This is a genomic window from Natrinema halophilum, from assembly GCF_013402815.2.
Classification (GTDB): domain Archaea; phylum Halobacteriota; class Halobacteria; order Halobacteriales; family Natrialbaceae; genus Natrinema; species Natrinema halophilum.
Genome location: NZ_CP058601.1, coordinates 1127921 through 1152526, shown reverse-complemented (window position 1 = coordinate 1152526; position 24606 = coordinate 1127921). Strand labels below are relative to the sequence as shown.

The following is a 24606-nucleotide window of genomic DNA, read 5'->3' as shown; positions in this document are numbered from 1 at the left end:
CCTGGATTTCTCGAGAGCGTGCCGACGTCGGCGGCTGCTAAGCCCCTTCGATGATCGAACAAGATAGCGAGACGGTGCTGACCGAACGGGGTTCCTCGAGGCGGATCGCACTCGCGTGCGGGTGTGGGTCTCTATCGGTCCCAACAGTTGGTGATCAAACGACCGTTTCTCGATCCCAACCGTCGAACTGGTTCGTAGCAGAACCGTATCCAATCGACTGGCCGTCCGCGATGACGCGACCACGATCGGCACGAAAGAAGAAGCGCCTGCACACGCGTCCGAGGCGCCGACGAACGCCGACTGCAAGTCAGTCGTCGCGCCGATGCCCTACAGAACACGGTCGACGTGGATCGTCCCGGGCACGAGCAACGATAGTACGTGGCGCGTCGACATCGATCCGTTGACTGCGAAGACGCGTCTCGTCGGCACGGCCGGCTGAGTCTCCGTCGGCCGCTTCGTGGCAATACAGTCCTCTTCAGGACGGTTTTACCGGGGACGGAATCAAATCGCCGCGCGATGTAGGGAACGGAATCTCCGCTCAGACGGGATGTTCGGCGGACTCCATCAGCACCTCGACGTTCGCGGACTCTTCGGTGAGCATCTTCGGGAGGAGTCCGAGTAACACCAGCATATCTCCCTCGTGACTGAACGACGTGACCTTGATTTCGATGTCGATCGTTTCACCCTCGAGTTCGGATTCGCCGAGGAAGGTATCGACAGTACGACCGCCGCCGAGGATCTCGAGATCGAACGAGTCCTGGTGAGTAATGTTTTTGATCGCGCCCTGATCGGTCTCGATCTGATTCAGGAACCGTTCCAGTAAGCGTTCGTTCGACATGTCGTCGAGCGGATTGAGCGATCGGCCCGCGACTTCCATCCCCGGGATCGAGACGGCAGCGAAGGCCGCACCCTCGCGTTTTTGGCCCATGTATTCGACCTTTTTCGTATAGACAGAGCGCCAGAACGATGCTTTGAAATCTCGTTCGATGCCGGCGACTTCCTCGGAGCGCTCGATCGAGTCCTCTTTGACGGACTGTTCCTCGTATCCGGCGTCTCCGAGGGCCTCGTCGGTCGGTGCGACGCGGTCTGAATCGAACGTGAGCGGTTCGTTGCCGAGGACGAAACCGAGACAACCAGCCGTCAATGCGATCGTTCCAGTCGCTCCCGCAGCGAGCAACGATCGACGAGAGAGAGTCATTACTGGAGAGGTTCTGTACGACCCATATATTCCTTGTGGCCAGTACGATCCCGAAGACAAGACAGTCTGACGTTCATGATAGTCGGTCGAACGATTGCGGCGACGTACATGAAGAGTTATCGGGATTGACGTCACCGGTTAAGCCATGACTGGGTTTGCAGATCGAGTCGAAGACGTGTCGATCAGTGGCATTCGCAAGGTCTTCGAGGCTGCGGACGAAGACGCGATCAACCTCGGACTCGGACAGCCGGATTTCCCGACACCGGCTCACGCTCGCCGCGGTGCCATCGAGGCAATCGAATCCGGACAGGTCGACGCCTACACCTCGAACAAGGGCACTCCCCAGCTCCGAGAGGCAATTTCCGCGAAATACGACCGTGACTACGGCATCGAAATCGACCCGGCGGACGTGATCGCCACGTCGGGTGGCAGCGAGGCTCTGCATCTCGCGCTCGAGGCACACGTCAATCCAGGGGACGAAGTGATCTTTCCGGATCCGGGGTTCGTCTCCTACGACGCACTGACTCGTATTGCAGACGGCACGCCGAAGCCAGTCCCCCTGCGCGAGGATCTGACGCTCGATCCCGCGACGGTCGAAGAGGCAATCACCGACGAGACGGCAGTGTTCGTCGTCAACAGTCCGGCGAACCCAACGGGGGCCGTCCAGAGCGAATCCGACATGCGCGAGTTCGCCCGCATAGCTGACGAGCACGACGTACTCTGTCTCTCCGACGAGGTCTACGAACACATCCTGTTCGAGGGCGAACACCACTCTCCGTTCGATTTCGCCGAGACGGATAACGTGGTCGTGGTGAGCGCCTGTTCGAAGACCTACTCGATGACCGGCTGGCGACTCGGCTGGGTCATCGCTTCGAATCGCCGAATCAAACGCATGCTCCGCGTCCACCAGTACGGTCAGGCCTGCGCGTCTGCACCCGCTCAATTCGCCGCAGAGGCGGCGCTGACGGGTTCCCAGGAGCCGGTTCAGGAGATGGTCGACACCTTCGAGCGCCGTCGCGACCTCGTTCTCGACGGCCTCACGGATGCCGGTCTCGAGGTTCCAACCCCGAAGGGAGCCTTTTATGCGATGCCAAATGTCCCAGAGGGCTGGTGTCAGGAGGTAATCGACAGCGGCGTGATCGTGGTCCCTGGCGACGCCTTCGGCGCAAATGGCGACGGCTACGCACGACTCTCGTATGCGACCGGGACGGAGGAATTGAAGGAGGCGCTCGAGATCATCGACGACGCGACTCGAGCAATTCGCTAGCATCTGGGTGCCACCGCCGGTAGAACGGACAGAGTACGACGAGGATGGCTGCGGTCCGTTCGATTCCGGCCGATGACACGGCCTACGGTCGGTGCGATGACACGGCCGACGGTCGAGTTGTCTGAAGAATCAGTACGAACAGGTATGTGACGGTAAAAGTGACTGTCACCCTGACGGAGCGGTCACAATCGCTAAGTTCTCCCTCGACTAATTCAGTATATGGTAACCCTGGGTACAATATTTGACCTACTCCAGGATGAACGCCGGCGATACGCGTTATATTATCTGTACGAACAGGACGGCCCGGTCGCTGTGACCGAACTGGTCAAAACGGTAGATGACTGGGAAACCGATCAAACGCGGAACGACCAGCATGAACGATTTGACAAAATCGCCGTCGATTTGCGCCACACTCATCTCCCGAAGTCCGCCGAAGTCGAATTCCTGCAGTACGATCAAAACCAGGGAATCGTTCAGGTCTCTGGAACACCAACGGAGTTCGATGCGATCATAACTATCGCGAGATTGATCGAACAACCAGAGAAGTGATGGTTAGTGCAAGCGGTTGGCTGATCGATTTGCACACAGGGCGGGTCAAGGGCGGCACGCGTACAAAGATTCCACTTGCTCGTGTAACAGGGGGATACCCAGCAGCCGATGGCGACTCGCCGAGACAATTTCCGACCATCGTCGGGACATTTTTTTGACTCCCCGACGCGTGCGCTCAGCCATGCGAGCTGTACGCCTCCACGAACACGGCGACCCAGACGTACTGCAGGTAGACGAGATCGATCGGCCGGAGCCCGGCGAGGCCGAGCTTCTGGTCGAAATCGCCGCTGCGGGTGTCAATCCCGTCGATACATACTTCCGGGACGGCTCGTACACGCCGGTGGACGTGCCGTTTTCGCCCGGCGTCGACTTCGGAGGGGTCGTCGCCAAAACGGGATCGGCAGTCGAGTCGTTCGACGAGGGCGATCGCGTTTACGGCACGGGGATCGGTAACGGTGATTTCCAGGGTTCGTACGCCGAGTACGCGACGGTCCCCACCGATCGTGTCGTCCACCTACCGGACGGTGCCGACGTGACCGAAGCGAGTGCAGCAGGCGTCGCCACGGCCACCGCCTGGCGCGCGCTGATCGACCACGCAGGCCTCGAACCGGCCGAGTATTGTTTGATCCACGGCGGTTCTGGCGGTGTTGGTCATGCAGCCGTCCAGATCGCCGCCGCTGTCAGTGCACGAGTGATTGCCACCGCAGCCGAGGAGTATCACGACACCCTGTACGATTATGGGGCCGAAACGGTACTGGATTACGGCCGTGAGGATCTTGCCGATGCCGTTATCGATGCCTCTAGTGGTGGCGTCGACGCCGTGTTAGATCACCGACTCGACGATTACCTGCAGTTCGATGCGGAGGTCGCTGCGACTGGGGCTCGTGTGGTCGGCATCGGCGAGAATAGCCCGGACCCTGGCTTTACGAACGATGGACCGGCTCGGTCGAAAGACGTTTCCTATCAATTTATGAGTATGTTTAACACGCCGGATCTGCGCGTCCCGCTACGGGGAGTCGCCCACCTTATGAGGACCGGGGCTCTCTCGGTCAACGTCGGACGGACGTACGACCTGGAAGAAGTAGCCGACGCACACCGCGCTGTCATGGCGGATAGTTTCCTCGGCAAATTGGTTCTCGAGCCGTAACGTTTCGTGCGACGAATCCGACAGGGGCGAAACGGTATCGATACGAGAGTGTCACCCCGTTCCTCGACGAAAGAACCCAGTCGTATACAGCGAAAACAGCACGAACGTCTGGACTGAAGTCGTGGGAGAAGCCGGAACGTTCAGGCTATCACTCGTGCTGAGGTGATCCGGAGACGGCGTCTCGCCGAGAAAGTAGCGTTCGGCCGTGGTCGGTCAGCGTAACCGTCTTCGCCGCAGCGTCGTAATCGACCGCATTTGCACTGGCTAACTGCGGGACGTGAGTGTGGTGTAACGATATCTGAACGGCGCGGCGGTTCCGCGGAGAGACCGTCTCGTGGTCCGAAATCGCACTCGGTTCGGATGAGTTTTCCTGCGTCGCGATTTCAATCGCCAGCTCCGGAAGGGTTGCAAAGCCATCCATCGAAGCGAGGATCGTTAGAACCGCGCGCCGCCGTCGATTCGACAGCAATTTCATCCCCGTATCCACAGCGTCCGCGTACGTGTCACCGACCGACGTGAGGGTTTCGGGCGAACCGAGAAGTGGAATCATACCATCGGTAGGTCCCGAATAGTACATAAACGGACTGTGAGTCCGATCGAAACACTATCCCTCGGTGTCGGATTTCGTTCGGATTCTCGGTGGTCATCCCGGTTTACTCATTCCCGGTCTACCCATTGCGGGACGTCGCGTCGACCCTCAGCCGAGGTCAGCGACCGTTTCCATCGTCGTGTGTTTTTCGTCTTCGGATATTCCATTGATGAAACCGATCTGTACGGCATCGACGCCGTCGATTTCGCCGTATGCTTCGATCCACTCGCGGACCTCGTCGGGCGTACCTGCAGCCGCCAACTCGTCGAGAACCTCGTCGGGTAATGCCGCCGCCATCGCGTCAGTATTCCGATCTTGCCAGGCCGCACGGATTTCCGAGACGACGTCCGGATATCCCTGTTCGGCGACCGAGTTGCCGTAGTAAGGACCGTAGGCTCCGAGCATGAACGCGATCGCTCCTCGGGCCTTTTGGCGCACTTCTTGGCGGTCTTCTCCCGCAATTACGCGGACGATCGGTGCCACTCGCAGGTCCGAACGGTCCTTGTCCGCGAGTTCGACACCGCGTTCTAAATCCTCGAGTCGATCCCGCAGGCCGTCGGCGGTGAACATCTGTGGGGCCCACCCGTCGCCGAAGCGGCCGGCCATCTCGGTGGCTTTGGGTCCAAGGGTGCCGAGGTCGATCGGTGGGGGATTTTCGGTTGGTCCACGTTCGTACCCGAGCCCCGGAACATCGAAGACGTCGCCCTCGTACGCTGGATTGCCCTCGTCGTAGACTCTCCGCATTATTTCGATCGTTTCTCGGGTTCGGCGCAGGGGCCGGTCGAATTCCATCCCGTGCCACCGCTCCGTGATCGCCGGCGAACTCGGTCCGATTCCGAACCGGTAGCGGCCGTCGGCGGCGGCCTGAAGCGTGAGCGCGGTCTGGGCGAGCATCGCGGGCGTTCGACTATACGGTGAGATGACGTTGGTCGAGATTCCGAGTTCGTCGGTTCGGTCGGCAGCTAACGTCAGCGGCGGAACGATATCCCATCCGGTCGTCTCGCCGACCGTGATTCGATCGAAACCGAGTTCCTCAGCCTGAACGGCACGGTCGGCGACCTCCTGGGGCCGGTCGTAGTCGCCGAGACTCACCAGCAGGTCAAGTTCGGCGTTCACAGTTCGTCCCTCCGCGCCGGCGTTCGAGATGCGTGTCGAAGCCTCATCACCATGCAACGCGGTACGCAATCACATAAATCTGTAACGTTTCCGCTCACTGATTGCACGCAGAAGTGCGATTGCTCACTCGATCCGGGAATCGCGCCGTGGACGATCCAAGCTCGTCGGGATATTCGGGCGTCAGCACGAGCCGAGTCAGTGGAAAACGTTGATAGTTCCCGTGGCCAACGTGGCCGTATGACACATGACTGTTCGTTTCTCGAGGACTGCCCTCTCGCGGACGATCAGCTCTCGTTTTCACCCGAGCCGAGAGAATCGCATGCGACCGACTACGGGACCGAACGCAACGGCGGCAGTGGGGTCCTTCCGGATGCCGTGGTCTGGCCCGAGTGCACCGAAGACGTTTCGAACGTACTCGCCGCCGCGACCGATGCCGGCGTCCCCGTAACGCCGTACGCCGCCGGGACGGGACTCGAGGGAAACGCCGTTCCGGCCTACGGAGGGATCAGCCTCGATCTGACGCGAATGGACGACGTCGTCGACTATCGTCCCGACGACTTCCAGATCGACGTCGGGCCGGGGATCATCGGCTCCACAGTCGACGAATACGTCGCAAACGATGGCCTGTTCTTTCCGCCGCTTCCATCGTCGGGTAACATCTCGACGGTCGGCGGTATGATCGCGACGGATGCAAGCGGTATGAAAACCGTTCGCTACGGCGAGATCGCCGACTGGGTCCTCGGACTCGAGGCAGTTCTCGCCGATGGTACCATCATCGAGACGGGCTCGCGGGCGATAAAGACGTCGAGCGGGTACAACCTGACCGATCTCATCGTCGGTAGCGAGGGGACCCTCGCCGTCGTCACCGAGGCGACGCTAGCGCTTGCGGGCCGACCCCAGCAGATCCGCGGCGGGCGGGCAATCTTCGAGACGCTCGATGAGGCCGCCGAAGCCGTCTTCGACGCGGTCCGGACCGATGTGGACGTCGCCCGCATCGAACTCGTCGACGGTCTGAGCGCGACGATGGCCAACGACTACCTGGGCAGTGACCTGCCCGATGCGCCGATGGTCTTTCTCGAATTCCACGCCAATCACGGCATCGAGACGGAAATCGATCTCTGCCGGACGATCTTCGCAGATCACGCCGTCGACCGGTTCGAGATGAGCGACGACGACGCTGAGATGGAAGCGCTCTGGCAGGCCCGTCGGGAACTTGCGTACGCCGTCTCGAACTACGACCCCGACCTCGAATCGCTTCGCCCGGGCGACGTGACGGTTCCGATCAGTGCCTACCCCGACGTCGTCCGGGAGGTGAAACGGCTGGCCGACGAGGCCGACCTGCTCGTTCCCTGTTTCGGTCACGCCGGCGACGGGAATTTACACTACAGCGTTCTCGTCGATCCCGACGACGCCGACGAACTCGAGCGCGGCGAGCACCTCTACCGCTCGGTCGTCGAACTGGCGATGGAGTTCGGCGGGACCGCAACTGGCGAACACGGTATCGGGGACGGAAAACAGAAATATCTCGAGCCGGAACACGGAGCCGCCGCGGTCGAAACAATGCGGGTCATCAAGCGAGCGCTCGACCCGACCGATACGCTCAACCCCGGGAAGATTTTCCCCGAAACGTCTGAGGGCGGGCGTATTCGGGGCCCAGAGTGCTGATTCCGATCGACGGTCCCGATTCGCCGTATCGCGTCATCCGTGCGTTCGAGACCGTATCGGCCGTTGTGCTCGTCCCTGCGGGTACTCGGGACTACCGGGTCCGGATCGGCAACAACGTTTATGCCAATTTCGACGAATGAGCGGTCCTAATGCAACGGCGGAAGTTTCTCGTGTGTTCGTGTGCCGCCGCCGGCACCGTTGCCGGTTCCACCGTTGGCTCGGCCGGCGGCGGTTCCGGTGACCTCACGGTCGAGGTGATCCGTCACGGCTCGGTCCGGCCGACTGACGACGCGCTTCGCTACGTCATCGACGGCGTGGAACTCTTCGCCGAGACGTGGACGGATTCGACACCGGGGACGGTTACCGTCCGAACGGAGACCGAGACTGTCGCCGACTTCGATATTTCCGCGTCGTACGCTGAAACACTCGACGCGATCGAAGACGACGACGCCCTCCGATCCGATCGAAGGCCCGAAACGGTGTCGCTGTTCGTCCTCGAAGACGGAGCAGCGACCGCGGGTGCGATGCGCGCGTACGCCGGCAATGATGGTCGTACGTACGCCGAACCGGGTGCATATGGCTACGTCAACACCGAACTCGTCGGACTGTTCGGGTTGCCCGTGGGGATGCCCCACGGGCTAGTGCGCAACTTTGCGGCCCACGAGTGTGGACACGCGGTACTGGGCTGGGCTGACATCCCGTACTACCCGGCCGACGCGACCGAAGGAGATCCTTCCCCGGGCCTGCGCGCACACAGCTGCGGCGCACAGGATCACCCAGTTCCAGGCGGCTGGTTCGCACGCCACGGGATCACGCCGATGGCAACGGGCTATTCGGCCCGGGAAAGTCGGAACACTCCCCGAGATCACAAGTTCGCGACCGAAACGGACGGCCTGGACACCTATGCCGATCCCGTCGACGAATCGTGGTCTTACTTCGCTATGGATTACGTCCCCGCGTTCTCGCGGACCGCGCGAGCTGCGATGGGCGAACATCACCGACAGTTCCTGTCATAGCACGATCAGGAGGCGTGACCTGGTGGATCGATTTGGTCACAGTTTTTATTACGACACTCCAACTCTGTCGGAAGTAGATACCGTTCGGCAGCGGTCGAGCGAGGGCGGTTCGACGACGATTCCACAATGATACGCAGGCTTCACGTTGATGTCCGGTCCAGTTGCAGCTTTCTCGGCACGGTGCTGAAATATCTCTCGCTCACGCTCTTCTTTCCAACCGGAATCGCGCTCTACTACCGAGAGAGTCCGGTCCCGTTTCTAGTCACGTTGGTCGTCACTGTCGTGGTGGGGGTCGGCCTCGAGCGCCTCGAGGCGGAGCCGCGACTCGATCATCGCGAGGCGTTTCTGCTCGTCGCGCTGACGTGGTTCGTCGTCCCCTTCGTCGGAACCGTTCCGTATCTCGTCGCAGGAACGGGGACGGTCGCGGATCCCGTCAATGCGTTTTTCGAGAGTATGAGCGGATTCACGACGACCGGAGCGACGGTCATGGGCAGTATCTCCGTCGAGACTCACTCGCGGTCGATCATGATGTGGCGTCAGCTGACCCAGTGGCTCGGCGGGATGGGGATTCTCGTTCTCATGGTTGCGATTCTCTCGGAGCTCTCAGTCGGCGGGACACAGATCATCCGACAGGAAGCACCGGGGATCAAAGTCGAGAAACTGACCCCGCGGATCAGGGAGACTGCGCGGGCGCTGTGGCTGATTTACGCCTGGTTCACTCTCGCCGCCGTGGTCGTCTACTACGGCCTCCATCTCGCCGGGTTGGCTCCGAACATGACTGCGTACAACGCCGTCGCCCACGGGCTTACGTCGCTGCCGACCGGCGGGTTCTCGCCGGAGGGGCGCAGCGTCGAAGCCTTCGAACCGATCGTCCAGTGGGCGGTCATGCTCTTTATGATCGTGGCTGGGACGAACTTCGCGCTCTACTGGTACGCCTGGCGCGGCCGTCCCGAGCGGTTGACGGAAAACGCCGAATTCCGCTCGTACATCCTGGTGATGGGTGTCATCGGTGGACTCATTTCCACGCTGTTGTTTCTCGGCGTCGGGCTCGCGACGGTTCCGGAGAGCGTCTCGACGATTCCGGGCAGCGTAGAACGATCGCTGCGACACGGGTTCTTCCAGATCATCGCCATCGTCACGACGACCGGGTACGCCAGTATGGACTTCAACGCGTGGAGCGACACGACGCAGGTAATTCTCCTGTTTACGATGTTTCTCGGCGGGTCAGCGGGGTCTGCGGCCGGTTCGATCAAAATCATCCGCTGGTACGTGATCCAGAAGTCGATGCGGCGCGAACTCTTCAGGCTCGTTCACCCAGAAGCAGTCCGCCCGGTCCGAATGGGAACCACCGGCGATGTCATAGACGAGGAGACAATTCTCGGTATCTTCGTCTTCGTGGCGGTATTTCTGACGCTATTCGTGATTTCGACCGTCGTGCTCCTCGTCGACGCCCATCGAACGCCCGGCCTCTCGTTATCGGCGCTCGAGGCGGCAAGCGCCGTCATCGCCACGCTCGGCAACGTCGGCCCGGGCGTCGGCGTTGTCGGACCGATGAACAGCTACGAACCGTTCTCCGACGCCGCGAAGCTGTACATGATCTTCCTCATGTGGATCGGGCGGCTCGAAATCCTCTCCGTACTGGTTATCCTGACGCCTACATACTGGCGATCGTAGCGACACGGGCAACTCGCAGTCGTGTTACGCGACGGTCCCGGACGATCGTTCCCGTGACAATACCTGACGACCAATACATCACCCGTTCGAAACGATGATCGTGTACTCAGTCGTGGACCAGCACGTCGAGGACGTCGGGACCGTCGCGAGCGAGTGCGGCCGAAAGCGCGGATTCGATTTCGTCCGGCGTTTCGACGAGCTGGGCGCGCGAGCCGTGGCTTTCGGCGTTTTTCACGAGGTCGACCGACGGCTCGAAGTCCATGCCGACGAAGTCGTAATCGTCTTCCTCGCCGCCCATGAGGTGGAGCGTGTTGTTCTTTAGAATACGGTAGTTACGGTTGTCCGAGATGACGACCGTCAGATCGAGATCGTAACGGGCGGCGCTGTAGATAGAGTGCGGGTAGTACTGGTAGGATCCGTCGCCGATAAAGCCGACCACGTTCCGTGGATCGTCTCGCTGGTTTTCAGCGACGGCAGCGCCGACCGATGCCGGGAGCCCGTAGCCGAGGCCGCCGCCTTTGTTCGACGTGTACTGTTCCGGTGCGAGATCCCAACGGATCAGCATGGCGAACTTCGAGGTGACGCCCTCGTCGACGATCGCCGCGTCTCCCGCGACTCGTTCCATCGTATCGACCAACTGCGCCTTCGAGGCCCGCGGATCGTCCCCGTCGCCTTCGCCGTAGCCGGCCATCTCCGACTCGACCATCTCCTTGGTCGCGGCAACGTCTTCGAGCCGATCCGCGACGACGTCTTCCGAGAGGCGCTTTCGGACGCGTTCGGTAAGTCCCTGAAGGACGAGTCCAGGATCGCCGATCACGGCCGCGTCGGCCGGTTGGTTCTTGCCGACCTGCCAGGCGTCGTCGCTGACGTGGATGCAGGTCGCGTCCGAATCTACCAGCGGCTCCTCGTGGCGCGTCAGCGTCGTATTCGTCGAACACCCGGCGAAGAGGAGCGTATCCGTGTCCATCAGCATCGAGGCGAGTGTTTCGCTCACCGGCAAGTAGGAGACCCACTGGTCGTGGTCCGGGGGAAAGTCCACCTCGCTGGAAAGGATCTCGCCGTGGACGCGAGCGCCCGTCGCCTCCGCCAGATCGACGGCCGCGGCGACGGCGTCGGCACCGGATCGGGCGATGTGATCGCCGACGACCATCACCGGACGTTCGGCGTCGGCCAGCAGATCGGCGGCGCGGTCGAGTTGTGTGGGGTCGCCGCCGCCGGCGTTTGGAATCGCCCCGAGACGTTCCGGTTCGGCGTCGGTTTCCGCCATCGTCACATCGAGCGGAAGGCCGAGGAAGACGGGTCCGGTTGGTGGCGTTATCGCGACGCGGAACGCCCGCCGGAGCATCGTCGGTAGCGCCGACACGTCCAGCACTTCGTCGGACCACTTGCAGAACTCCCGTGCCATGTCGGCGAGCCGTCCCGACAGGATCGGCTCTTCGTGGCGAAAGTCCGTGCTATGATTTCCCGCGGTCACGACCAGCGGCGCACCCGCGATCTTGGCCGCGTAAAGGTTTCCGAGGCCGTGAGCCAGCCCGGGAGCGATGTGCAGGTTCGCCACTCCTACCGGCATAATCGAGTCGTCGTGGTGGGCGTGGTACCGTCGCCGCTGGGCGTAGCCCGAGGCCATCCCGACCGCGATGTCCTCGTGGAGTGCGAGCCTGTACTCGAGATCACTTCGACTGATCGCGTCCATGATCGGCAGTTCGGTCGTCCCCGGGTTTCCGAAGACGTAGTCGACGCCGTAGGACTCGAGAGCGTCAGTGAAGAGATCTGCACCCGTGTGGCTATCCGTCATGCAGCCTCGTCGCACGGCATTTCACATCAAACTGTGTATTTCGGTTACTCGATTCGACAGGTTACGAATCCGGGTTGGGTATTATACATCAGTTCGTTGTCGGGCCGGTATGGCCCTCGTGAGGAATGGGACCGGATTTCGCGGGACGGCTATAGCGTTCTGGTCGCAGGTTCATCCCGTCTTCATGACGCCACCGTTGGCCGCATCGCTGTTCGGTGCGATCCTCGCTGCGAACGTCGACCCGCTACTCGCGGCGGTCCACCTCGTCGCGATGTTCGCGGCGGTCTACACGGCCCACGTCAAAGACGGCTACGTTGATTTTCACGTCCGCGGCGAGGACGACGATCACCCGCTGACTGCGACCGGATGTCGGGTTGCACTCGTCGTCTCGACGACGGCGTTCGCCCTGTGCTGTGTCGTCCTCGGTGTACTCGTCAATGGAATCGCGGTCGCGCTGGTCATCCCGACGTGGCTGATCGCGTACCATCACGCGCCACAGCTCGACACGAACCCTGTGACAGCTACGACCGGCTATCCCCTCGGGATCGCGCTCGCTATTCTCGGTGGCTTCTACGTGCAAGCGAAAACGCTCACTCCCGTTTCGATCGCGTTCGCCGTGGTCTTCCTTACGCTTCTCTCTGGGGTCAAGGTGATCGACGACGCCCAGGACTACGCGTACGACCGGTCCATCGAGAAGCGGACCGTTGCGGTGGCGGTCGGACCCGACCGGGCGATCGGAGTCGCCTACGGCCTGATGATCGTGGCGTTAGTCGCCGTCGTCGGGTTCGCCCTCGCTCGGGTGTTCCCTCTGACGGCCATCCTCGCGGCGTTCGCATTCGCTGCCGTGGCTCTCGTCGCGCGGCGTGCCGATCCCGAACTCGCGACCATGTTGCTCATCCGCGGCTCGTACGTCTTTCTCGCCGTCCTCGTTGCCGCGGTCCGCTTCGATCCGATTGGTGGGTTGGTCTGAGTCGACCGGCGATGGCCGACAGGTACCAACGTAGCAACACCCCACGGAAGTCGAATACGTTTCTCTACGACCGCCGCATTCGACCCGCGCGCTCCCGGACACTGGGTCGAGTGACTCCCAATATATTACTGTGTACGCGGACCCCGACTTCGCCCGTGCCGGTAATTCGGCGCTACATCGTGCGTCTGTGTCCGCAGTGAGGGCAGTACATATGCCCGTTTTTGATTAACATGTAGCTCTTCTCACAGTGGCTGCACGGCGATCCTACCGAGACTCCGTTTTCCCGCCCGAGCGCTTCGACCGTCCGTCGTAACAGGCAGTGGCGCTGCTCCATCGCCTCGAGGCGTTCGTTGAGCGCAACCAGTTGTGCCTTCACCGTTCGATCGCGTTTGGTCTGTGGGAATCGAATGTGGCGTGGCATCGTATGGAGTATACATCGCCACCAGCGAAAAGCGCATCTCTACCCTCCCATCTTTTTGATACTCTGCGACAGAGAACCGATTAGCCGTTCGCGGGCCACGAGCCAACTGAACGCGTCGGGAAACATCGTTCTACGCTATCGCCGCCAACGGCGGTCGGTACGGTCTCCGTTGCGGAGGGCTACGCCGAACTGCCGTGGCGTTGCATGGAGTGGACAGTGCCACGAGCGCAAAACATCGTCGCCCGGAAACGGGTCCGGGAGTGTTCCCTGTTTTCCGAACCGGAGAGAGGGTTTTCCCCCAGATCGGAACTCAAGCAGTGCTCACGATCTTTATTACGTCACCTTCCTCGAGTTCGTATTCCTCGCTGATCTCTCGATTCGTCTTCGCGTTTACTGCGTGGAGGTAGCCGTCCCCGATGTCGGAGTGGACGGTGTACGCGAGGTCGACCGGGGTCGATCCGCGCGGCAGCAAGAAGGCGTCCGGCAGGACGTTCCCGCTGCCGTCGGACCACTTCGAGGCGTCTTCGACCGGATAGGCGGTGAGGTGGTCGAGCAGGTCGTAGACGGCGTAATCGAACGCCGCTTGGACGCCGGTTCCGCCCCACTCGGCCATCGTCTCCGCGAGCCCCTCGAGGGCTTCGCGCTGTGCGTCGGAGACGCCCTCGCCGATGTCGATCGTTTCGTCACCGGGGTCGTACTCGACGAGCCCATTGTCGGCGGCCCGGCGGAGTGCGAGTTCGCCCTCGGCCGTGGTCGGGATGACGGGTTTGTCCAGTTCAAGCAGGCGGTCGACGTTTTCCTCGGGCGCTACGTCGATCTTGTTCGCCGCAACGACGATCGGCTTGGTTCGCTGGCGAACGTCTCGAGCGAGCGCCTCGCGGTGTTCGTCCTCCCACTGGATCGGATCGTCGGGGTAGTCCAGATCGCGGAGAACGGTCGCGATCTGTTTCGGGGAGGCACCGAAGCCCGAGAGCATGTCCGCAAGCACGTCGTCGATGTCGAAATCGGGAGAGCGGGACTTGCGCTCGACGGATTCCCAATTGCGCTCGACGATACCCGCAAGCCAGAGGTCCATTTCTTCTTCGATGAAGTCGATGTCGGCAAGCGGGTCGTGGTCGCCGACATCGACGGGTTCGCCCTTTTCGTTGGTCCCGCCCGAGGCGTCGACCACGTTGACGATCACGTCCGCGTTCGTCAGCTCGTCCAGAAACTGGTTGCCGAGCCCCTTCCCCTCGTGGGCACCCGGGACCAGCCCCGCGACGTCGAGGAGTTCGATCGGAACGTAGCGCTTGCCGTCTTCGCAGTTGTCGGCGTTGCACCGTTCGTCTCGCTCGAGGCACGGACACTCTGTCCGGACGTAACTCACCCCCCTGTTAGCGTCGATCGTGGTAAACGGATAGTTGGCGACGTCCACCTCTGCCATCGTCGCCGCCGTGTAAAACGTGGACTTGCCGGCGTTTGGCTTCCCGGCAAGTGCAATGGAAAGCATACGCGTCCGTAGCCCCGTCCGCAGGAATTGTCTTTCGATTCGACTGACCACGGTCGTCTCATGCGGGACGTGGGGTACGTCGATGAGTGCACTCTCGCTGCTCGCAACCGCGAACCCGTCGCCGAATTGGCGGTCTTCGATCGACGCATCCAGTAACCGAAATGCGGTACTCGAACTCGAGTACGATCTGACCGATCGACCGTTCGCGACGCTCGAGAGGGACAGTTCGCGACGCCCGAGAGGGACCGTTCGCGACGCTCGAGAGGGTTCATCGTGCGGGTGCGTCGATCGGCCTCGCGAATCGACCGCGGCGGAAGGTGCTGAACAGATGAGCGTTTCGTCGCTGACGCTATGAAATCAGGTACGAAAGGTGGACGGGGAAACTCGCCGCCTCGTTTGTCGAGGCGAGTCGCCGCGTCCGAGACGGCGATGTTTCCGACTACGGTCACCGCGCCAGATCACAGTTCGACTGCCATCATCACTTCGTCGACGTAGTGGCCTTCGAGCTTGTAGTGGTCACGCCGAATCGCTTCGGTATCCCAGTCGTGCGCCTCGAGGAAGGCGATCGCCTCCTCGTTGGTCGAGGGCACGCTCTGATAGACCTTCTCGTAGCCGTTCGATCCAGCCCACTCGAGTCCTCGTGAAAGGAGATGTGACCCGACGCCATGACCCCGGTACTCTTCCAGGACGCCGACCGTGAGTTCGGCGGTGTGGCTCAGTTTCTCCAGTTCCGGCGCGTAGAGATGAACCCAGCCGATTACTTCGTCTTCGACCGTCGCGACGAAGAACATTCGCGACTCGAGTTCATTGTGTCGTAGCAGGGCGTTCTCGTGATCGATTTCGTCGGCGACGCTCTCGGCTTCGATGTAGGTCTTTTCTTCGGCCACCTGCCGGATCGCACCGACGATCCCCGTGAGGTCCTCCTGGCGGGCCGGTCGGATGTGAAACTCGAGGTCCTCGGAAACGTACTCTTCTTCGGCACCTCCATCGATCGTCACTCTGAGAGTCCTGTCTTTCTGCTCGAGTCGTCCGTCGCGCTTGAGAATTGCGACGTGGTGGCGAAACCCGCCGGGATCGAGCCCGAGTCGCTCCTGGGTTTCCTCGGCGTCGACCGTCCCGTGACGTTCGACGTACTCGTAAATCTGTTTACGATCTTCGTGTCCGAATTCGAGCGTATCAGTCACTACCATGACATTCGGTACCACCTACCATTACTTAATCCTTGCCGGGTGAAGCCAACTCGGAACCATCGGGCGTGATGCAAACCCGAGGATGGTGTTCGTCCCGTCACGAACTGTCGAATTTGACTCGAACACCGATTCATCGTCTGAGATCGTTTCGCCGTTTCGTCTCCAGTCGAGGCCAACGTCAAGCGACTACGCGTTTCTAATCAAGCGCCAAATCGCATGGCAATTTCCGAAAGCTACATTCGTATAAACTGTTGTAATATAAAGTAGTTTCTCTATCTCTCATTGAAACGTAGAGAGATATCAGAGCTGATCGCTGGTGATCGGTGTGCGGGGTCGTCGATTCAGCGCTGACACGATTCGATGGCGAATCACAGTGCTGCCTCCTGGAGCTGACGCCGGACGAAGCCGGGGGTCACACCCTGCAATTGTCGGTGACCGACCTGCCGATCGAACGAGTACGGACCGGCGTATGGTCCGGATCATCACCGACTGCGTGGGTAGTGAACGACCCGACTGCCGCTTCGATTGTTGGCCATCGCGACGTTAGAGGCGGTTATCCGGGGTTGTCGGTGACCGTTCACTTCTCGTCAGTCCCGACAGGGAGCGGTAGAAGTGGCTCGCGGAGTGGACGCGAGCCGTCGAAGTCGGGGTTCGTTTTCAGGGCCAGGCGACAGCCCCAACAGCAGTAGCGATACCGACGACGAGAGCAGAACCGACAGCGATCGGATTTCGTCGGTGAGGTACGAGATAGCGAACGCCCACAGCGGCCAACTGCTCGAGGTGGCCGGCCCGAAACGAATACCGCGGAATGGCCATTAGTTGCCATCGAAGGGGCCTCAATAGAGTGGCTCGTCGCGAACTGCGCGACGGCGAGTACTGTTTCACGACCGAGAATAGCGCCAATTCTCTCGACGTAGCTTTCGACGACAGGAGCGTCGGTGCTCTCGTCTACTCTACTCCACGGCTGGCTTCGCCTTTCAGCACCGGTGCATCTCCGGCATCGCTGGCGGTGAGTTCCTCCTCGAGGCCATTCCGGTAGTATTCATTGGTCGTCAATGAGCGCCCCGCCTCTGAATTCGCTGCCAGCGAGGGTTCGCTGGCCCAGCGGTGCAAGCGGTGCGTAATCGTTTCAACGACTACTATATCGAACGGTCGTCGACGCCATAGAATGGCCATCTGGGGTCGGGACAAACGACATCCAGTAGGCAGACAGTGGCGCCGCGAATCACTGCTCGAAGTTCCACTGGTGGCGTCCTCGTCTGGCACCTTAAGGCGACAACCTGTACACCCTGCTATCCTTCCATCGCCAGTTCATCGTCCCGATTGCGCGAGATGGGCTCCCGGATCGAGTAGACGAGCTGATCGACGGGTGTCTCTCTCGCGTGCCCCATGATCGGATCGAACGTTGTGGTTGCTGGCTGTGTGCTCGCCCTCTCCGTAGCGGTCGGGCTGGTGGCTCACGAGTGGGCGCACGCGGTCGTCCTTCGACTCGCACGAGTCGAACACTCCGTCACCTACCTCCCCGGCAAATCCGACGGATTCTGCGCCCTCCTGACGACCCGTCCCTGGGCCGCCGTCACCCCTCGTCCGACCGGACGAGAACCGGCCTGGGTCCTTCGCTTTGCCGCGCTCGCGCCCGCCCTCCTCGCAATTCCAGTCTTCGGGCTCGGACTTGCTGGCCACGTTACAGCCGATGCGCCGATTATCGCTGCAGCGGCAATCGGCTGGCTCGCGTGTTCGATTCCTAGCCCACAGGACTTCTCGGTTGCATTTCACGCCCATCGACTACTCGACCGTACCGGCGAACCGGACGCTCACGCCCTCTCCCGCGCCGACTGACGGTTGTCACTGGTTACGCGTTCGGTTCCTCGTCTCCGGTCGAACTGTCTCGTAACTGGTCGGTCGACAACGCGTGGACGACGGTCACGGTCGCGAACGTAACGAGAACGATTACGGTCCCGAGTCGTTCACTGATTGGCACGATTTCCGTCGCGACCGCTGCGAAAAATGCGCTACACAGGACGACCGTCCCTGCGTACCGAAGCGGCCATCGATCGGCAGACGTGGCCGGGTACGGAGAGTCGAGATACTGATCGAGGTGTGCCATCCGTGGCGTCGGTTCGACCCACCCGCGATCCTTGTCGTAGTTGACGATGCCGTGATTGTCGAGTTTCGGAAGATGCGATTGATACAGCGAGATATAGACGCGCTGCCGTTCGCTCGAGTTGAGATTTTCGACGGTCGTTTCTTGTTCCCAGGCTGCGACCTGTTCGGCGAGGTCGCGGAGGGGAACTCGACCGTCCGACTGGCGGAGGTATCGAAGCACGTCTCGCCGGCGTTTCGTCTGTAGAATGTGGTAGATATCATCGAGCTCCAGGTTCGGCGGCGTCTCGATTCCAGTAGGCGCTCGAGACGATGCATCGACGCCGTCCGTCTGGCTACGTCCGAGCACGTTCGTTCCTTCCAGACAGTACCCTCGTCTAACAGATAAAACTACGCACCGATGACTGTTCGACCGGTGGTAGCCGGGAACAGCGGTCGACAGTTCTGTCGTGATCTGTCGAATCCCCCCTCGTAGGCAGGGAATGATGCTGGTTTCGCTCCCCCAATCGACCACGCGTTTACGACCGATCAAAGCGACCGTCCGACTGAAACAATTACTCAGGACGGCTTCGTCGCGCCGGATCGAGACGTTTCGTTCGGTCAGGGATCGATCTCCATCGGAGCGGTTCGATCGGATAGCTCCGCGCTCACGAGAGCTGCGTGGCTTCGGCGAAGCCGTTCGGAGAGCGCCTGGTGGGAGATGTCCAGTTCCGCAGCTAGCTCTTTTAGCGTCACCCCTCGAGGGACGTCGAAATACCCAAGTTCGTGGGCCTTACAGATCGTTTTGTACTGCGTTTCGGTCAGGGGCGTCCGTGCAGTCGCCAGGTCGTCGACGCCGCTGATTCTGGTGACGTTCACTGTGAACTCGTACTGCTCAAGGAGCTCGTGACACGCAGAAACCGACTCCCGGTCGTGAAATAGTAACTTTAGCATCCACCGGTTTTCGCGCCCCTGTGCCGTCAGGATAGCACCGTCGTTTTCCGTGACGATTTCCTCGAATAGTTTTACGCCGTCCCCGAACTCGAGTCGATACAGCCAGCGGTCGCTCGGGATGGCACCGACTCCGTCGTCCGTCGTAGTCCCCGCATCGTCGTTGGCCACGCTCGCGATCAGCTCGACCGACGGATCTGACTCGAGAGCTGTCTGGACGGTTGCCCGGTCCTGGCCGCCGGCCCAGACGAGCGGCGGGGAGCCACCGATCATTCCACCGACCTGAAACTCGAACGTCGATACTCGATCGAACGTCCGGGCGAGTCCGAGTCGATCAGCCGGAATCTCGAGTTCGACGACTGTGGTCATCATCGAAGTCCACCACAAAGACATATAGACGGATTTGGTTTCCGGTAGCCTTTCCCGCCACCCAGTTCCGATGACTGTCAGTTTGACGAAAGGGTCACTTTCGATAACCTGTCTGGGTCGAGCTTTCAAAGTTAGCTTCGATCGTGTTCTTCGTGACCGACTACTGTCAATTTGAAACGCGGGCTACTCACACGTTGGTTTCTGGAGAAAATGACGACCTCGATAAGGTATTACCAATAAACATGGGCGTTCTCAGACCGTGCAATTCCTGATCAGTTACAAATAGTACTGCCGCCATTGTTTCTGGTGGCCAACGGCAGGTACTTGAGCACCAGGGAATGCACGGCGTCCGCCGATGGCCGTCGTTTTCACCACCGGTTTTGCAGTTACGAGCCTCTCGAGCGACCCGGTTATAGTAGTCGTTGAAAGTCATTGCATACCCCGCTCGCGAATTCGCGGCCAGCGAGCACTCGCTGGCCGCAGCAGTGCGAGCGGTGGGTATATCGTTTCAACGACTACTATAGTTCGGCCGAAAGCCGCAAATCCGTTCAGCGCTGGAGTCGCACGACGTGGTCGTCGCCGTTTCGCTCGAGTTCGACCAGCCCGTCCGACTGAAGGTCGTCCAGCAACCCCTTGATCCACTCCCGGCCGTACTCGCCGTCAGGGGTGTAGTCGACTCGAATGCGGTGGCCCAGCGTATCGAGTTCGAGTTCGTCGTACTCACGCAGTGTGGAGATCACGCGGCCGCGGAACTGCCGACGGCTCCCCTCGAAGCTCGGCTGTGTCGGCACGTCGGGTGCGGTGAAGTCACCCGTGGCGTAGGCACTACACCACTCCCGCCACGGACAGCCGGATTCGTCGCAGCGAGGGGTCTGCTCGCAGGCGACACCGCCCAGTTCCATGATCGCGTTATTCCAGACTCGAGACCGACCATCGGGCATGAGTTCGCGTGCGGCGGTCTCGAACGCCGAATGCACGGTAATTGCGGAAATACATTATACCAAGACCTATTCCGCTTATCGTCATCGTAATGATCATCTTTCATCGCGCAAGTTTGGACGTGATGGCTGAGTGCGAAGCGAAGTTTGATCCTGGAAAATGGAAACATGAGTTCGGTATCGATCCAGTGACAGAAGATCATGTAGATTGCACCAGAGAACAAATCTCCGAGAGCAACTACTGCAAATACCATTCTAGTTCCAAAACCAGAAAGAAGGCAGGAATTAGCGACTCAGATGTAATAATTAATCTATTACATGAAGATGATGCCGTCTTTGAGCCAAAGTTTCAGAGCGTGACAATTGAGGATACCGCAATTGACATCGACGATGACGCGGGAGAAAGCCCTAAATTACAGATCGTTCATCCAATAGTACAAGACAAACTCGAGATAAAGGGATGCGAATTCGGGGACGACTTTAGAATAATAAATGGGCTTTTAGGTGATATTGAGATACGGCATCCGGAATCTGTGTGTGATATTGAATTCCGCCGGAGTGTTGTAACCGGCAATCTTAGCATTTTCGCTGATGATACAAGGGCGAAGTTTCTATTAAACCAGACAGACATATATGGTCATACGGAAATAAATTCGACATTTGACAATAAATTCATCATTGACGATTCAAGGTTTAAAGAATTAGTGTATATAGAAGATTGTACCTTCAAAGGTGGACTGGATTTATCAGGAAGTGAATTCTGGGATTCAATAGTAATTAATAAGTCAGATATATATAATGAAGCAAGATTCCACTCCATAGCTACTGATTTTCTTTTGTACATATCTGAATGCAATTTCGAAAGCATTGATCTTGACATCAAGAGCTGCTTCGAGAATCTGATTCGTATCTATTATTCTGAAATAGAAGAGGGGACATTAAGGCAGCAAGATCGAGGTACGACCTATTTTGATCTATCCTACTCAACATTGGGGAATGTTGATGTTCTTATGAAAGATGAGGGCCTTGAGACACTACATATTAGCGACTGTGACTATACTGAATTTGATTTTACTCAGATACGGAATCAGTTAAAGGAGTCAAATTGGTATCTCCATGATTTTGGCATAGATTGGGGATTAGCAAACATAAAAATACGAAAGGCACTCTCAAATGAGATATCAAAAGTCCCATACCGAACATATATAGATCAATTTCATATGAGAAACTATGTTGAAACATATATCAAGTCGAAAGAACGGGCATCAAGACAAGGGGACAGTCGATCTGCTTCGGAGTTCCTGATAAATGAGATGAGGGCCAAAAGAAAGAAAAGGTCTCACAATTCTCTAACATCTGATTTTGGATGGAGAGAACAATTAAATCACAGCACAGCTCAAGCAAAGAATATTTTCCTTGACTATTCTTGTGGGTTCGGAGAAAAGCCTTGGAAAGCAGCCGCTTGGGCAATAGGTTTTCCAACTTTTCTAGGAGCATTTCTATTCCCCTCTATTGGTGGTGTGGAAAATCCAGACACAGGCCAAAAATTCGCCTTTTCATTAGATGGTAAATTTGATCTTCTTTTAGGAACCGAGATTCTGCTAAAGAACATTTACTTTAGTATATTGTCTTTCTCGACAATTGGATCGAATTACTATGTTCCAGCAACTCTTTGGTCTCATATTCTGATGGCAGTTGAATCACTTAGCGGACCTTTTCTAGTAGCTCTTTTTGTATTTACTCTCGGAAAACAGGTAACCCGTTAAATTCCGAGCTTAAATATTTCTTCTCTATATGATTTCTCTATATCTTCAAACCAAGTATGAATATAGGAATCAATTGCATTTCGGGTCGACTGTATTTTTCCGCCTCCTTGTCGATCCCCCCGCATATACTTTATGAGGTCTCGAGACCACTCTTGTTCAATCCTGAACCACGTCGTGAAGTAGTGTCGCCCGTAGTGGGATGATACGCCCCGGTGGCGTTCGTTTGGGCCATACTCCGGCCTAAAATGCTTCTTCCATATGTCGTTGATGTTGTCTTGATCAAGCTTCTTTCCACCTGACTTCGACAGAAACAGCCACGGACGCCCGTTGTCCGGGCGACAGAGCAGGTACTGAAGCAGGACTCGGCGTAGTTCGTCGTCCAGGGGTAGGACCCGGGGGCGCTCCGACTTGTTTCGCTTTCGGTCGTGAGGGATGTAGACTGCGTTCGGTCGGGCTTCTAGGGCAGGGTGCGCCCCCAAGTCATCGTAGTGATCCTGAAGTTCGGAGTTGGCGATGTGGACTTCACTGAGTTTAATGTTCGACGCTTCCGACGCCCGTAGCCCCAACTTGAACTGGGTGACTATCAGCGCCCGGTCGCGGATGTGCTTGATGTCGTCGCGGACGACGTCGCGGAGTTCGTCCAACGGGATCGGGCGCGGCTCCTTCGGGTCGTCGCCGTTAAGATCGATCTTCCCCTTCGCGGCGTCGAATGGGTTGAAGTCGGTCGGGTGCGGGAACGCGGGTTCACTCTGGAAGTACCGAAACATCCGGCTGAGAGTACCCAGTTTCGCCGCGACGGTGTTCTTCGCGTTGTCCCGTTCGTCTAGGTAGTACCGGGCGAAGTCCATGACGTGGCGCGTCGTCGGGACTGCAGCGTGTCGGTCGTGCTGGTCGGCCATGTAGTCGCGCCACTGGTTGACCCGGCGTTTCATGGTGTTCACCGTTCCGTCGGAGTAGTCCTGACTATAGACTTGCTCTTCCAGCCAGAGGTCGAACGGATCGACGTCCAGGTCTTTGAAGCGGGCGTCGTACTCCGCCAGCGGGTCCGTCGTCCGCCCGAACGCTTCGGCTATCGTTTCGTGCGTCGTCTGATTGTCGCTCATTTTCTATCTCCATAGTCGGGTTTGTAGTCAGTCTGCCAGTACCACACTTCACGGGTGATACCGCTGGCGTGGGCGCCCATCAGGACCGGGTTGTAGACGTGCGGGTAGTCGACGTGGTGGACCAGCCACCGGAAGAAAGTCTTCAGCGGGGACAGGTGCTGGTAGTAGACGGTGTTAATCGACCGCTCCGTAACCTTGGTCGAATACCCGCCGTCCTTGATGTGGGCCAGGTACGCTTCGACGTCGTCCGGGAGCGGGAGGGCGTGGTGTCGCCCGACTTCCTCCTGCATGAACTTCTTGAAGCGGTCGCCACACGGATACCAGGAATTTTTCTTTGTCGATTCGGCCAAGTCGTCGCGGGTCGCCAGGTAGTCGCCCCAGGTGTCTTCCCCCGCGAATTCGCTTTCGTAGTTCCGTAGCCGGTAGCGGTCGGGGACTTCTTCTATCGACTTGTAGACACCCAGCCAGTATTCGACGTCCCGCTCCCCGGGCGCATCGTCGGGTCGATCTGGCCGGTCCGGGTAACTGTCTTTCCGGGTCATCACGCACCGCCCCCGGTTTCAGCCGGGTAGTAGCCGCCGTCCACGTACCGGAGTTCGTCGCCTTCCAGGTCGTCCAGGTGCGTCGTGACCCGCTGGGGGACGGTGTCGATGACGTGTTGGATGACTTCATCGTAGGTCGCCCCAGGGTTGTCTTCGACGTACCGCTTGATTGTCCGGCGTTCCCCGTGGTAGACGGCGTCTTCCAGTTCCTGAATCCGATCGCGGGCGCGGTCCAGTTCCGTCTTCAGTTCGTTCCGCTGCTGGCGGAGTTCCTGGTTTGTTTCGTCGGGTTCCACCGTCGCGTCGAACTTCTTCATCCCGGCTTCAACCATCGCTTCCATGAATTCCGACATGGACATCCCTAGGTCGTCGGCCCGGTCCTGCCACCGCTGATACTGATCTTCAGACGAGTAGGTGGCCGCGTGAAGGCTATCCGCCATTTTCGACCACCCACAGCATTGCGCCCCCGACCTGACGGCTGTCGATCTGGCCGTCGTCTCGGAGGTTCGATAATCGGTGATACGCCGTCCGCTGGGGACAGCCAATTTCGTCCGCGACGTCGGCGGTTCCCGCTGCGCCCCCCAGGTTACGGAGCGCGTCCAGAAACGCCGACGCGGGGTATTTTTCGGTGAACTTCCCCGTGTCGTCCCGTTCGTCGTCTGAATCTTCTGAATCACCCATTGCCTGATGAAGCAATGGTGTGGCCTTCACTTAACCGTTGCCCACGGAGGTAACGGTGTGGCCTACCGTCCCCGTGACAGTCAGACCA

Annotated in this window: 23 protein-coding genes and 1 pseudogene; 10 read left to right on the top strand and 14 right to left on the bottom strand. The window is 59.2% G+C overall.

What is annotated here, in order from left to right:
- Positions 1 to 538: 538 nt before the first annotated feature.
- A complete protein-coding gene (locus tag HYG82_RS26385) occupies positions 539 to 1198 on the bottom strand; it encodes a DUF6517 family protein (protein WP_179260086.1) in 660 nt (219 codons plus the stop codon).
- Positions 1199 to 1343: 145 nt separating this feature from the next.
- Here HYG82_RS26385 and HYG82_RS26380 point away from each other — a divergent pair, with 145 nt between their 5' ends.
- From HYG82_RS26380 to HYG82_RS26370, 3 genes are all read left to right on the top strand, one after another.
- Positions 1344 to 2465, top strand: a complete 1122-nt coding sequence (locus HYG82_RS26380; RefSeq protein WP_179260085.1) for a pyridoxal phosphate-dependent aminotransferase — start codon at positions 1344 to 1346, stop codon at positions 2463 to 2465.
- Between the two features lie 219 nt (positions 2466 to 2684).
- On the top strand, positions 2685 to 3014 hold the full coding sequence (locus HYG82_RS26375) for a DUF7344 domain-containing protein (RefSeq protein ID WP_179260084.1): 330 nt from the start codon (positions 2685 to 2687) through the stop codon (positions 3012 to 3014).
- A gap of 181 nt (positions 3015 to 3195) precedes the next feature.
- Complete coding sequence (locus tag HYG82_RS26370; protein WP_179260083.1) at positions 3196 to 4161, top strand: NADPH:quinone reductase; 966 nt, start codon at positions 3196 to 3198, stop codon at positions 4159 to 4161.
- Between the two features lie 148 nt (positions 4162 to 4309).
- On the opposite strand, the gene HYG82_RS26365 is transcribed toward HYG82_RS26370, so the two are convergent.
- Together HYG82_RS26365 and HYG82_RS26360 are read right to left on the bottom strand one after the other, a co-directional pair.
- Positions 4310 to 4711, bottom strand: a complete 402-nt coding sequence (locus HYG82_RS26365; RefSeq protein ID WP_179260082.1) for a DUF7344 domain-containing protein — start codon at positions 4709 to 4711, stop codon at positions 4310 to 4312.
- Positions 4712 to 4858: 147 nt separating this feature from the next.
- Complete coding sequence (locus HYG82_RS26360) at positions 4859 to 5866, bottom strand: TIGR04024 family LLM class F420-dependent oxidoreductase (protein WP_179260081.1); 1008 nt, start codon at positions 5864 to 5866, stop codon at positions 4859 to 4861.
- A 237-nt stretch (positions 5867 to 6103) separates the two neighbouring features.
- Between HYG82_RS26360 and HYG82_RS26355 the strand changes: the two genes are divergently transcribed.
- The 3 genes from HYG82_RS26355 to HYG82_RS26345 all read left to right on the top strand — a co-directional run bounded on the left by HYG82_RS26355 (position 6104) and on the right by HYG82_RS26345 (position 10221).
- The gene (locus HYG82_RS26355; RefSeq protein ID WP_179260080.1) at positions 6104 to 7531 is read left to right on the top strand and encodes an FAD-binding oxidoreductase; all 1428 of its coding nucleotides are present in this window, start codon (positions 6104 to 6106) and stop codon (positions 7529 to 7531) included.
- 149 nt (positions 7532 to 7680) lie between these two features.
- A complete protein-coding gene (locus tag HYG82_RS26350; protein ID WP_179260079.1) occupies positions 7681 to 8547 on the top strand; it encodes a hypothetical protein in 867 nt (288 codons plus the stop codon).
- Between the two features lie 126 nt (positions 8548 to 8673).
- Positions 8674 to 10221, top strand: a complete 1548-nt coding sequence (locus HYG82_RS26345) for a TrkH family potassium uptake protein (RefSeq protein WP_179260078.1) — start codon at positions 8674 to 8676, stop codon at positions 10219 to 10221.
- Positions 10222 to 10327: 106 nt separating this feature from the next.
- On the opposite strand, the gene HYG82_RS26340 is transcribed toward HYG82_RS26345, so the two are convergent.
- Positions 10328 to 12016, bottom strand: coding sequence for a thiamine pyrophosphate-binding protein (locus HYG82_RS26340; protein WP_179260077.1), 1689 nt, complete (start codon positions 12014 to 12016; stop codon positions 10328 to 10330).
- 109 nt (positions 12017 to 12125) lie between these two features.
- Between HYG82_RS26340 and HYG82_RS26335 the strand changes: the two genes are divergently transcribed.
- On the top strand, positions 12126 to 12986 hold the full coding sequence (locus tag HYG82_RS26335) for a UbiA family prenyltransferase (protein WP_179260076.1): 861 nt from the start codon (positions 12126 to 12128) through the stop codon (positions 12984 to 12986).
- 172 nt (positions 12987 to 13158) lie between these two features.
- Here HYG82_RS26335 and HYG82_RS26330 read toward each other — a convergent pair whose 3' ends face one another.
- Entirely contained in the window at positions 13159 to 13407 is a 249-nt protein-coding gene (locus tag HYG82_RS26330) for a hypothetical protein (RefSeq protein ID WP_179260075.1), read from the bottom strand.
- A 310-nt stretch (positions 13408 to 13717) separates the two neighbouring features.
- Positions 13718 to 14896: a redox-regulated ATPase YchF gene (locus tag HYG82_RS26325; RefSeq protein WP_179260074.1), complete on the bottom strand. Its 1179-nt coding sequence runs from the start codon at positions 14894 to 14896 to the stop codon at positions 13718 to 13720.
- A gap of 82 nt (positions 14897 to 14978) precedes the next feature.
- Here HYG82_RS26325 and HYG82_RS26320 point away from each other — a divergent pair, with 82 nt between their 5' ends.
- Positions 14979 to 15251: a hypothetical protein gene (locus HYG82_RS26320; RefSeq protein ID WP_179260073.1), complete on the top strand. Its 273-nt coding sequence runs from the start codon at positions 14979 to 14981 to the stop codon at positions 15249 to 15251.
- Between the two features lie 103 nt (positions 15252 to 15354).
- On the opposite strand, the gene HYG82_RS26315 is transcribed toward HYG82_RS26320, so the two are convergent.
- Positions 15355 to 16086: a GNAT family N-acetyltransferase gene (locus HYG82_RS26315; RefSeq protein ID WP_179260072.1), complete on the bottom strand. Its 732-nt coding sequence runs from the start codon at positions 16084 to 16086 to the stop codon at positions 15355 to 15357.
- Positions 16087 to 17475: 1389 nt separating this feature from the next.
- Between HYG82_RS26315 and HYG82_RS26310 the strand changes: the two genes are divergently transcribed.
- Positions 17476 to 17925, top strand: a complete 450-nt coding sequence (locus tag HYG82_RS26310; RefSeq protein ID WP_179260071.1) for a hypothetical protein — start codon at positions 17476 to 17478, stop codon at positions 17923 to 17925.
- A 13-nt stretch (positions 17926 to 17938) separates the two neighbouring features.
- Here HYG82_RS26310 and HYG82_RS26305 read toward each other — a convergent pair whose 3' ends face one another.
- The 3 genes and pseudogenes from HYG82_RS26305 to HYG82_RS26295 all read right to left on the bottom strand — a co-directional run.
- The gene (locus tag HYG82_RS26305) at positions 17939 to 18538 is read right to left on the bottom strand and encodes a DUF7344 domain-containing protein (RefSeq protein WP_179260070.1); all 600 of its coding nucleotides are present in this window, start codon (positions 18536 to 18538) and stop codon (positions 17939 to 17941) included.
- Between the two features lie 251 nt (positions 18539 to 18789).
- Positions 18790 to 19488, bottom strand: coding sequence for a helix-turn-helix domain-containing protein (locus HYG82_RS26300; RefSeq protein ID WP_179260069.1), 699 nt, complete (start codon positions 19486 to 19488; stop codon positions 18790 to 18792).
- Between the two features lie 548 nt (positions 19489 to 20036).
- Positions 20037 to 20459: pseudogene (locus HYG82_RS26295) on the bottom strand (HhH-GPD family protein); the annotation flags it as partial.
- A gap of 92 nt (positions 20460 to 20551) precedes the next feature.
- Between HYG82_RS26295 and HYG82_RS26290 the strand changes: the two are divergent.
- Entirely contained in the window at positions 20552 to 22192 is a 1641-nt protein-coding gene (locus HYG82_RS26290; protein WP_179260068.1) for a potassium channel family protein, read from the top strand.
- Here the strand turns inward: HYG82_RS26290 and HYG82_RS26285 are convergent.
- The 4 genes from HYG82_RS26285 to HYG82_RS26270 are packed head-to-tail and all read right to left on the bottom strand — an operon-like array spanning position 22189 to position 24518.
- Entirely contained in the window at positions 22189 to 23295 is a 1107-nt protein-coding gene (locus HYG82_RS26285) for a tyrosine-type recombinase/integrase (protein ID WP_179260067.1), read from the bottom strand. The genes HYG82_RS26290 and HYG82_RS26285 overlap by 4 nt on opposite strands.
- Positions 23292 to 23837, bottom strand: coding sequence for a site-specific integrase (locus HYG82_RS26280; RefSeq protein ID WP_179260066.1), 546 nt, complete (start codon positions 23835 to 23837; stop codon positions 23292 to 23294). Before HYG82_RS26280 ends, HYG82_RS26285 begins: the two co-directional genes overlap by 4 nt.
- A complete protein-coding gene (locus tag HYG82_RS26275) occupies positions 23837 to 24277 on the bottom strand; it encodes a hypothetical protein (protein ID WP_179260065.1) in 441 nt (146 codons plus the stop codon). Before HYG82_RS26275 ends, HYG82_RS26280 begins: the two co-directional genes overlap by 1 nt.
- Positions 24267 to 24518 (bottom strand): helix-turn-helix domain-containing protein, encoded by a 252-nt coding sequence (locus HYG82_RS26270; RefSeq protein ID WP_179260064.1) that lies wholly within the window; start codon positions 24516 to 24518, stop codon positions 24267 to 24269. The genes HYG82_RS26275 and HYG82_RS26270 overlap by 11 nt, the downstream gene beginning before the upstream one ends.
- Between the last annotated feature and the right edge of the window lie 88 nt (positions 24519 to 24606).

Bases quoted from the DNA above. Each gene is read 5' to 3' on its own strand.
- HYG82_RS26385 (WP_179260086.1), bottom strand. From the start codon at position 1,198: ATGACTCTCTCTCGTCGATCGTTGCTCGCTGCGGGAGCGACTGGAACG.
- HYG82_RS26380 (WP_179260085.1), top strand. From the start codon at position 1,344: ATGACTGGGTTTGCAGATCGAGTCGAAGACGTGTCGATCAGTGGCATT.
- HYG82_RS26375 (WP_179260084.1), top strand. From the start codon at position 2,685: ATGGTAACCCTGGGTACAATATTTGACCTACTCCAGGATGAACGCCGG.
- HYG82_RS26370 (WP_179260083.1), top strand. From the start codon at position 3,196: ATGCGAGCTGTACGCCTCCACGAACACGGCGACCCAGACGTACTGCAG.
- HYG82_RS26365 (WP_179260082.1), bottom strand. From the start codon at position 4,711: ATGATTCCACTTCTCGGTTCGCCCGAAACCCTCACGTCGGTCGGTGAC.
- HYG82_RS26355 (WP_179260080.1), top strand. From the start codon at position 6,104: ATGACACATGACTGTTCGTTTCTCGAGGACTGCCCTCTCGCGGACGAT.
- HYG82_RS26350 (WP_179260079.1), top strand. From the start codon at position 7,681: ATGCAACGGCGGAAGTTTCTCGTGTGTTCGTGTGCCGCCGCCGGCACC.
- HYG82_RS26345 (WP_179260078.1), top strand. From the start codon at position 8,674: ATGATACGCAGGCTTCACGTTGATGTCCGGTCCAGTTGCAGCTTTCTC.
- HYG82_RS26340 (WP_179260077.1), bottom strand. From the start codon at position 12,016: ATGACGGATAGCCACACGGGTGCAGATCTCTTCACTGACGCTCTCGAG.
- HYG82_RS26335 (WP_179260076.1), top strand. From the start codon at position 12,126: ATGGCCCTCGTGAGGAATGGGACCGGATTTCGCGGGACGGCTATAGCG.
- HYG82_RS26330 (WP_179260075.1), bottom strand. From the start codon at position 13,407: ATGCCACGCCACATTCGATTCCCACAGACCAAACGCGATCGAACGGTG.
- HYG82_RS26325 (WP_179260074.1), bottom strand. From the start codon at position 14,896: ATGCTTTCCATTGCACTTGCCGGGAAGCCAAACGCCGGCAAGTCCACG.
- HYG82_RS26320 (WP_179260073.1), top strand. From the start codon at position 14,979: ATGAGTGCACTCTCGCTGCTCGCAACCGCGAACCCGTCGCCGAATTGG.
- HYG82_RS26315 (WP_179260072.1), bottom strand. From the start codon at position 16,086: ATGGTAGTGACTGATACGCTCGAATTCGGACACGAAGATCGTAAACAG.
- HYG82_RS26310 (WP_179260071.1), top strand. From the start codon at position 17,476: ATGATCGGATCGAACGTTGTGGTTGCTGGCTGTGTGCTCGCCCTCTCC.
- HYG82_RS26300 (WP_179260069.1), bottom strand. From the start codon at position 19,488: ATGACCACAGTCGTCGAACTCGAGATTCCGGCTGATCGACTCGGACTC.
- HYG82_RS26290 (WP_179260068.1), top strand. From the start codon at position 20,552: ATGGCTGAGTGCGAAGCGAAGTTTGATCCTGGAAAATGGAAACATGAG.
- HYG82_RS26285 (WP_179260067.1), bottom strand. From the start codon at position 23,295: ATGAGCGACAATCAGACGACGCACGAAACGATAGCCGAAGCGTTCGGG.
- HYG82_RS26280 (WP_179260066.1), bottom strand. From the start codon at position 23,837: ATGACCCGGAAAGACAGTTACCCGGACCGGCCAGATCGACCCGACGAT.
- HYG82_RS26275 (WP_179260065.1), bottom strand. From the start codon at position 24,277: ATGGCGGATAGCCTTCACGCGGCCACCTACTCGTCTGAAGATCAGTAT.
- HYG82_RS26270 (WP_179260064.1), bottom strand. From the start codon at position 24,518: ATGGGTGATTCAGAAGATTCAGACGACGAACGGGACGACACGGGGAAG.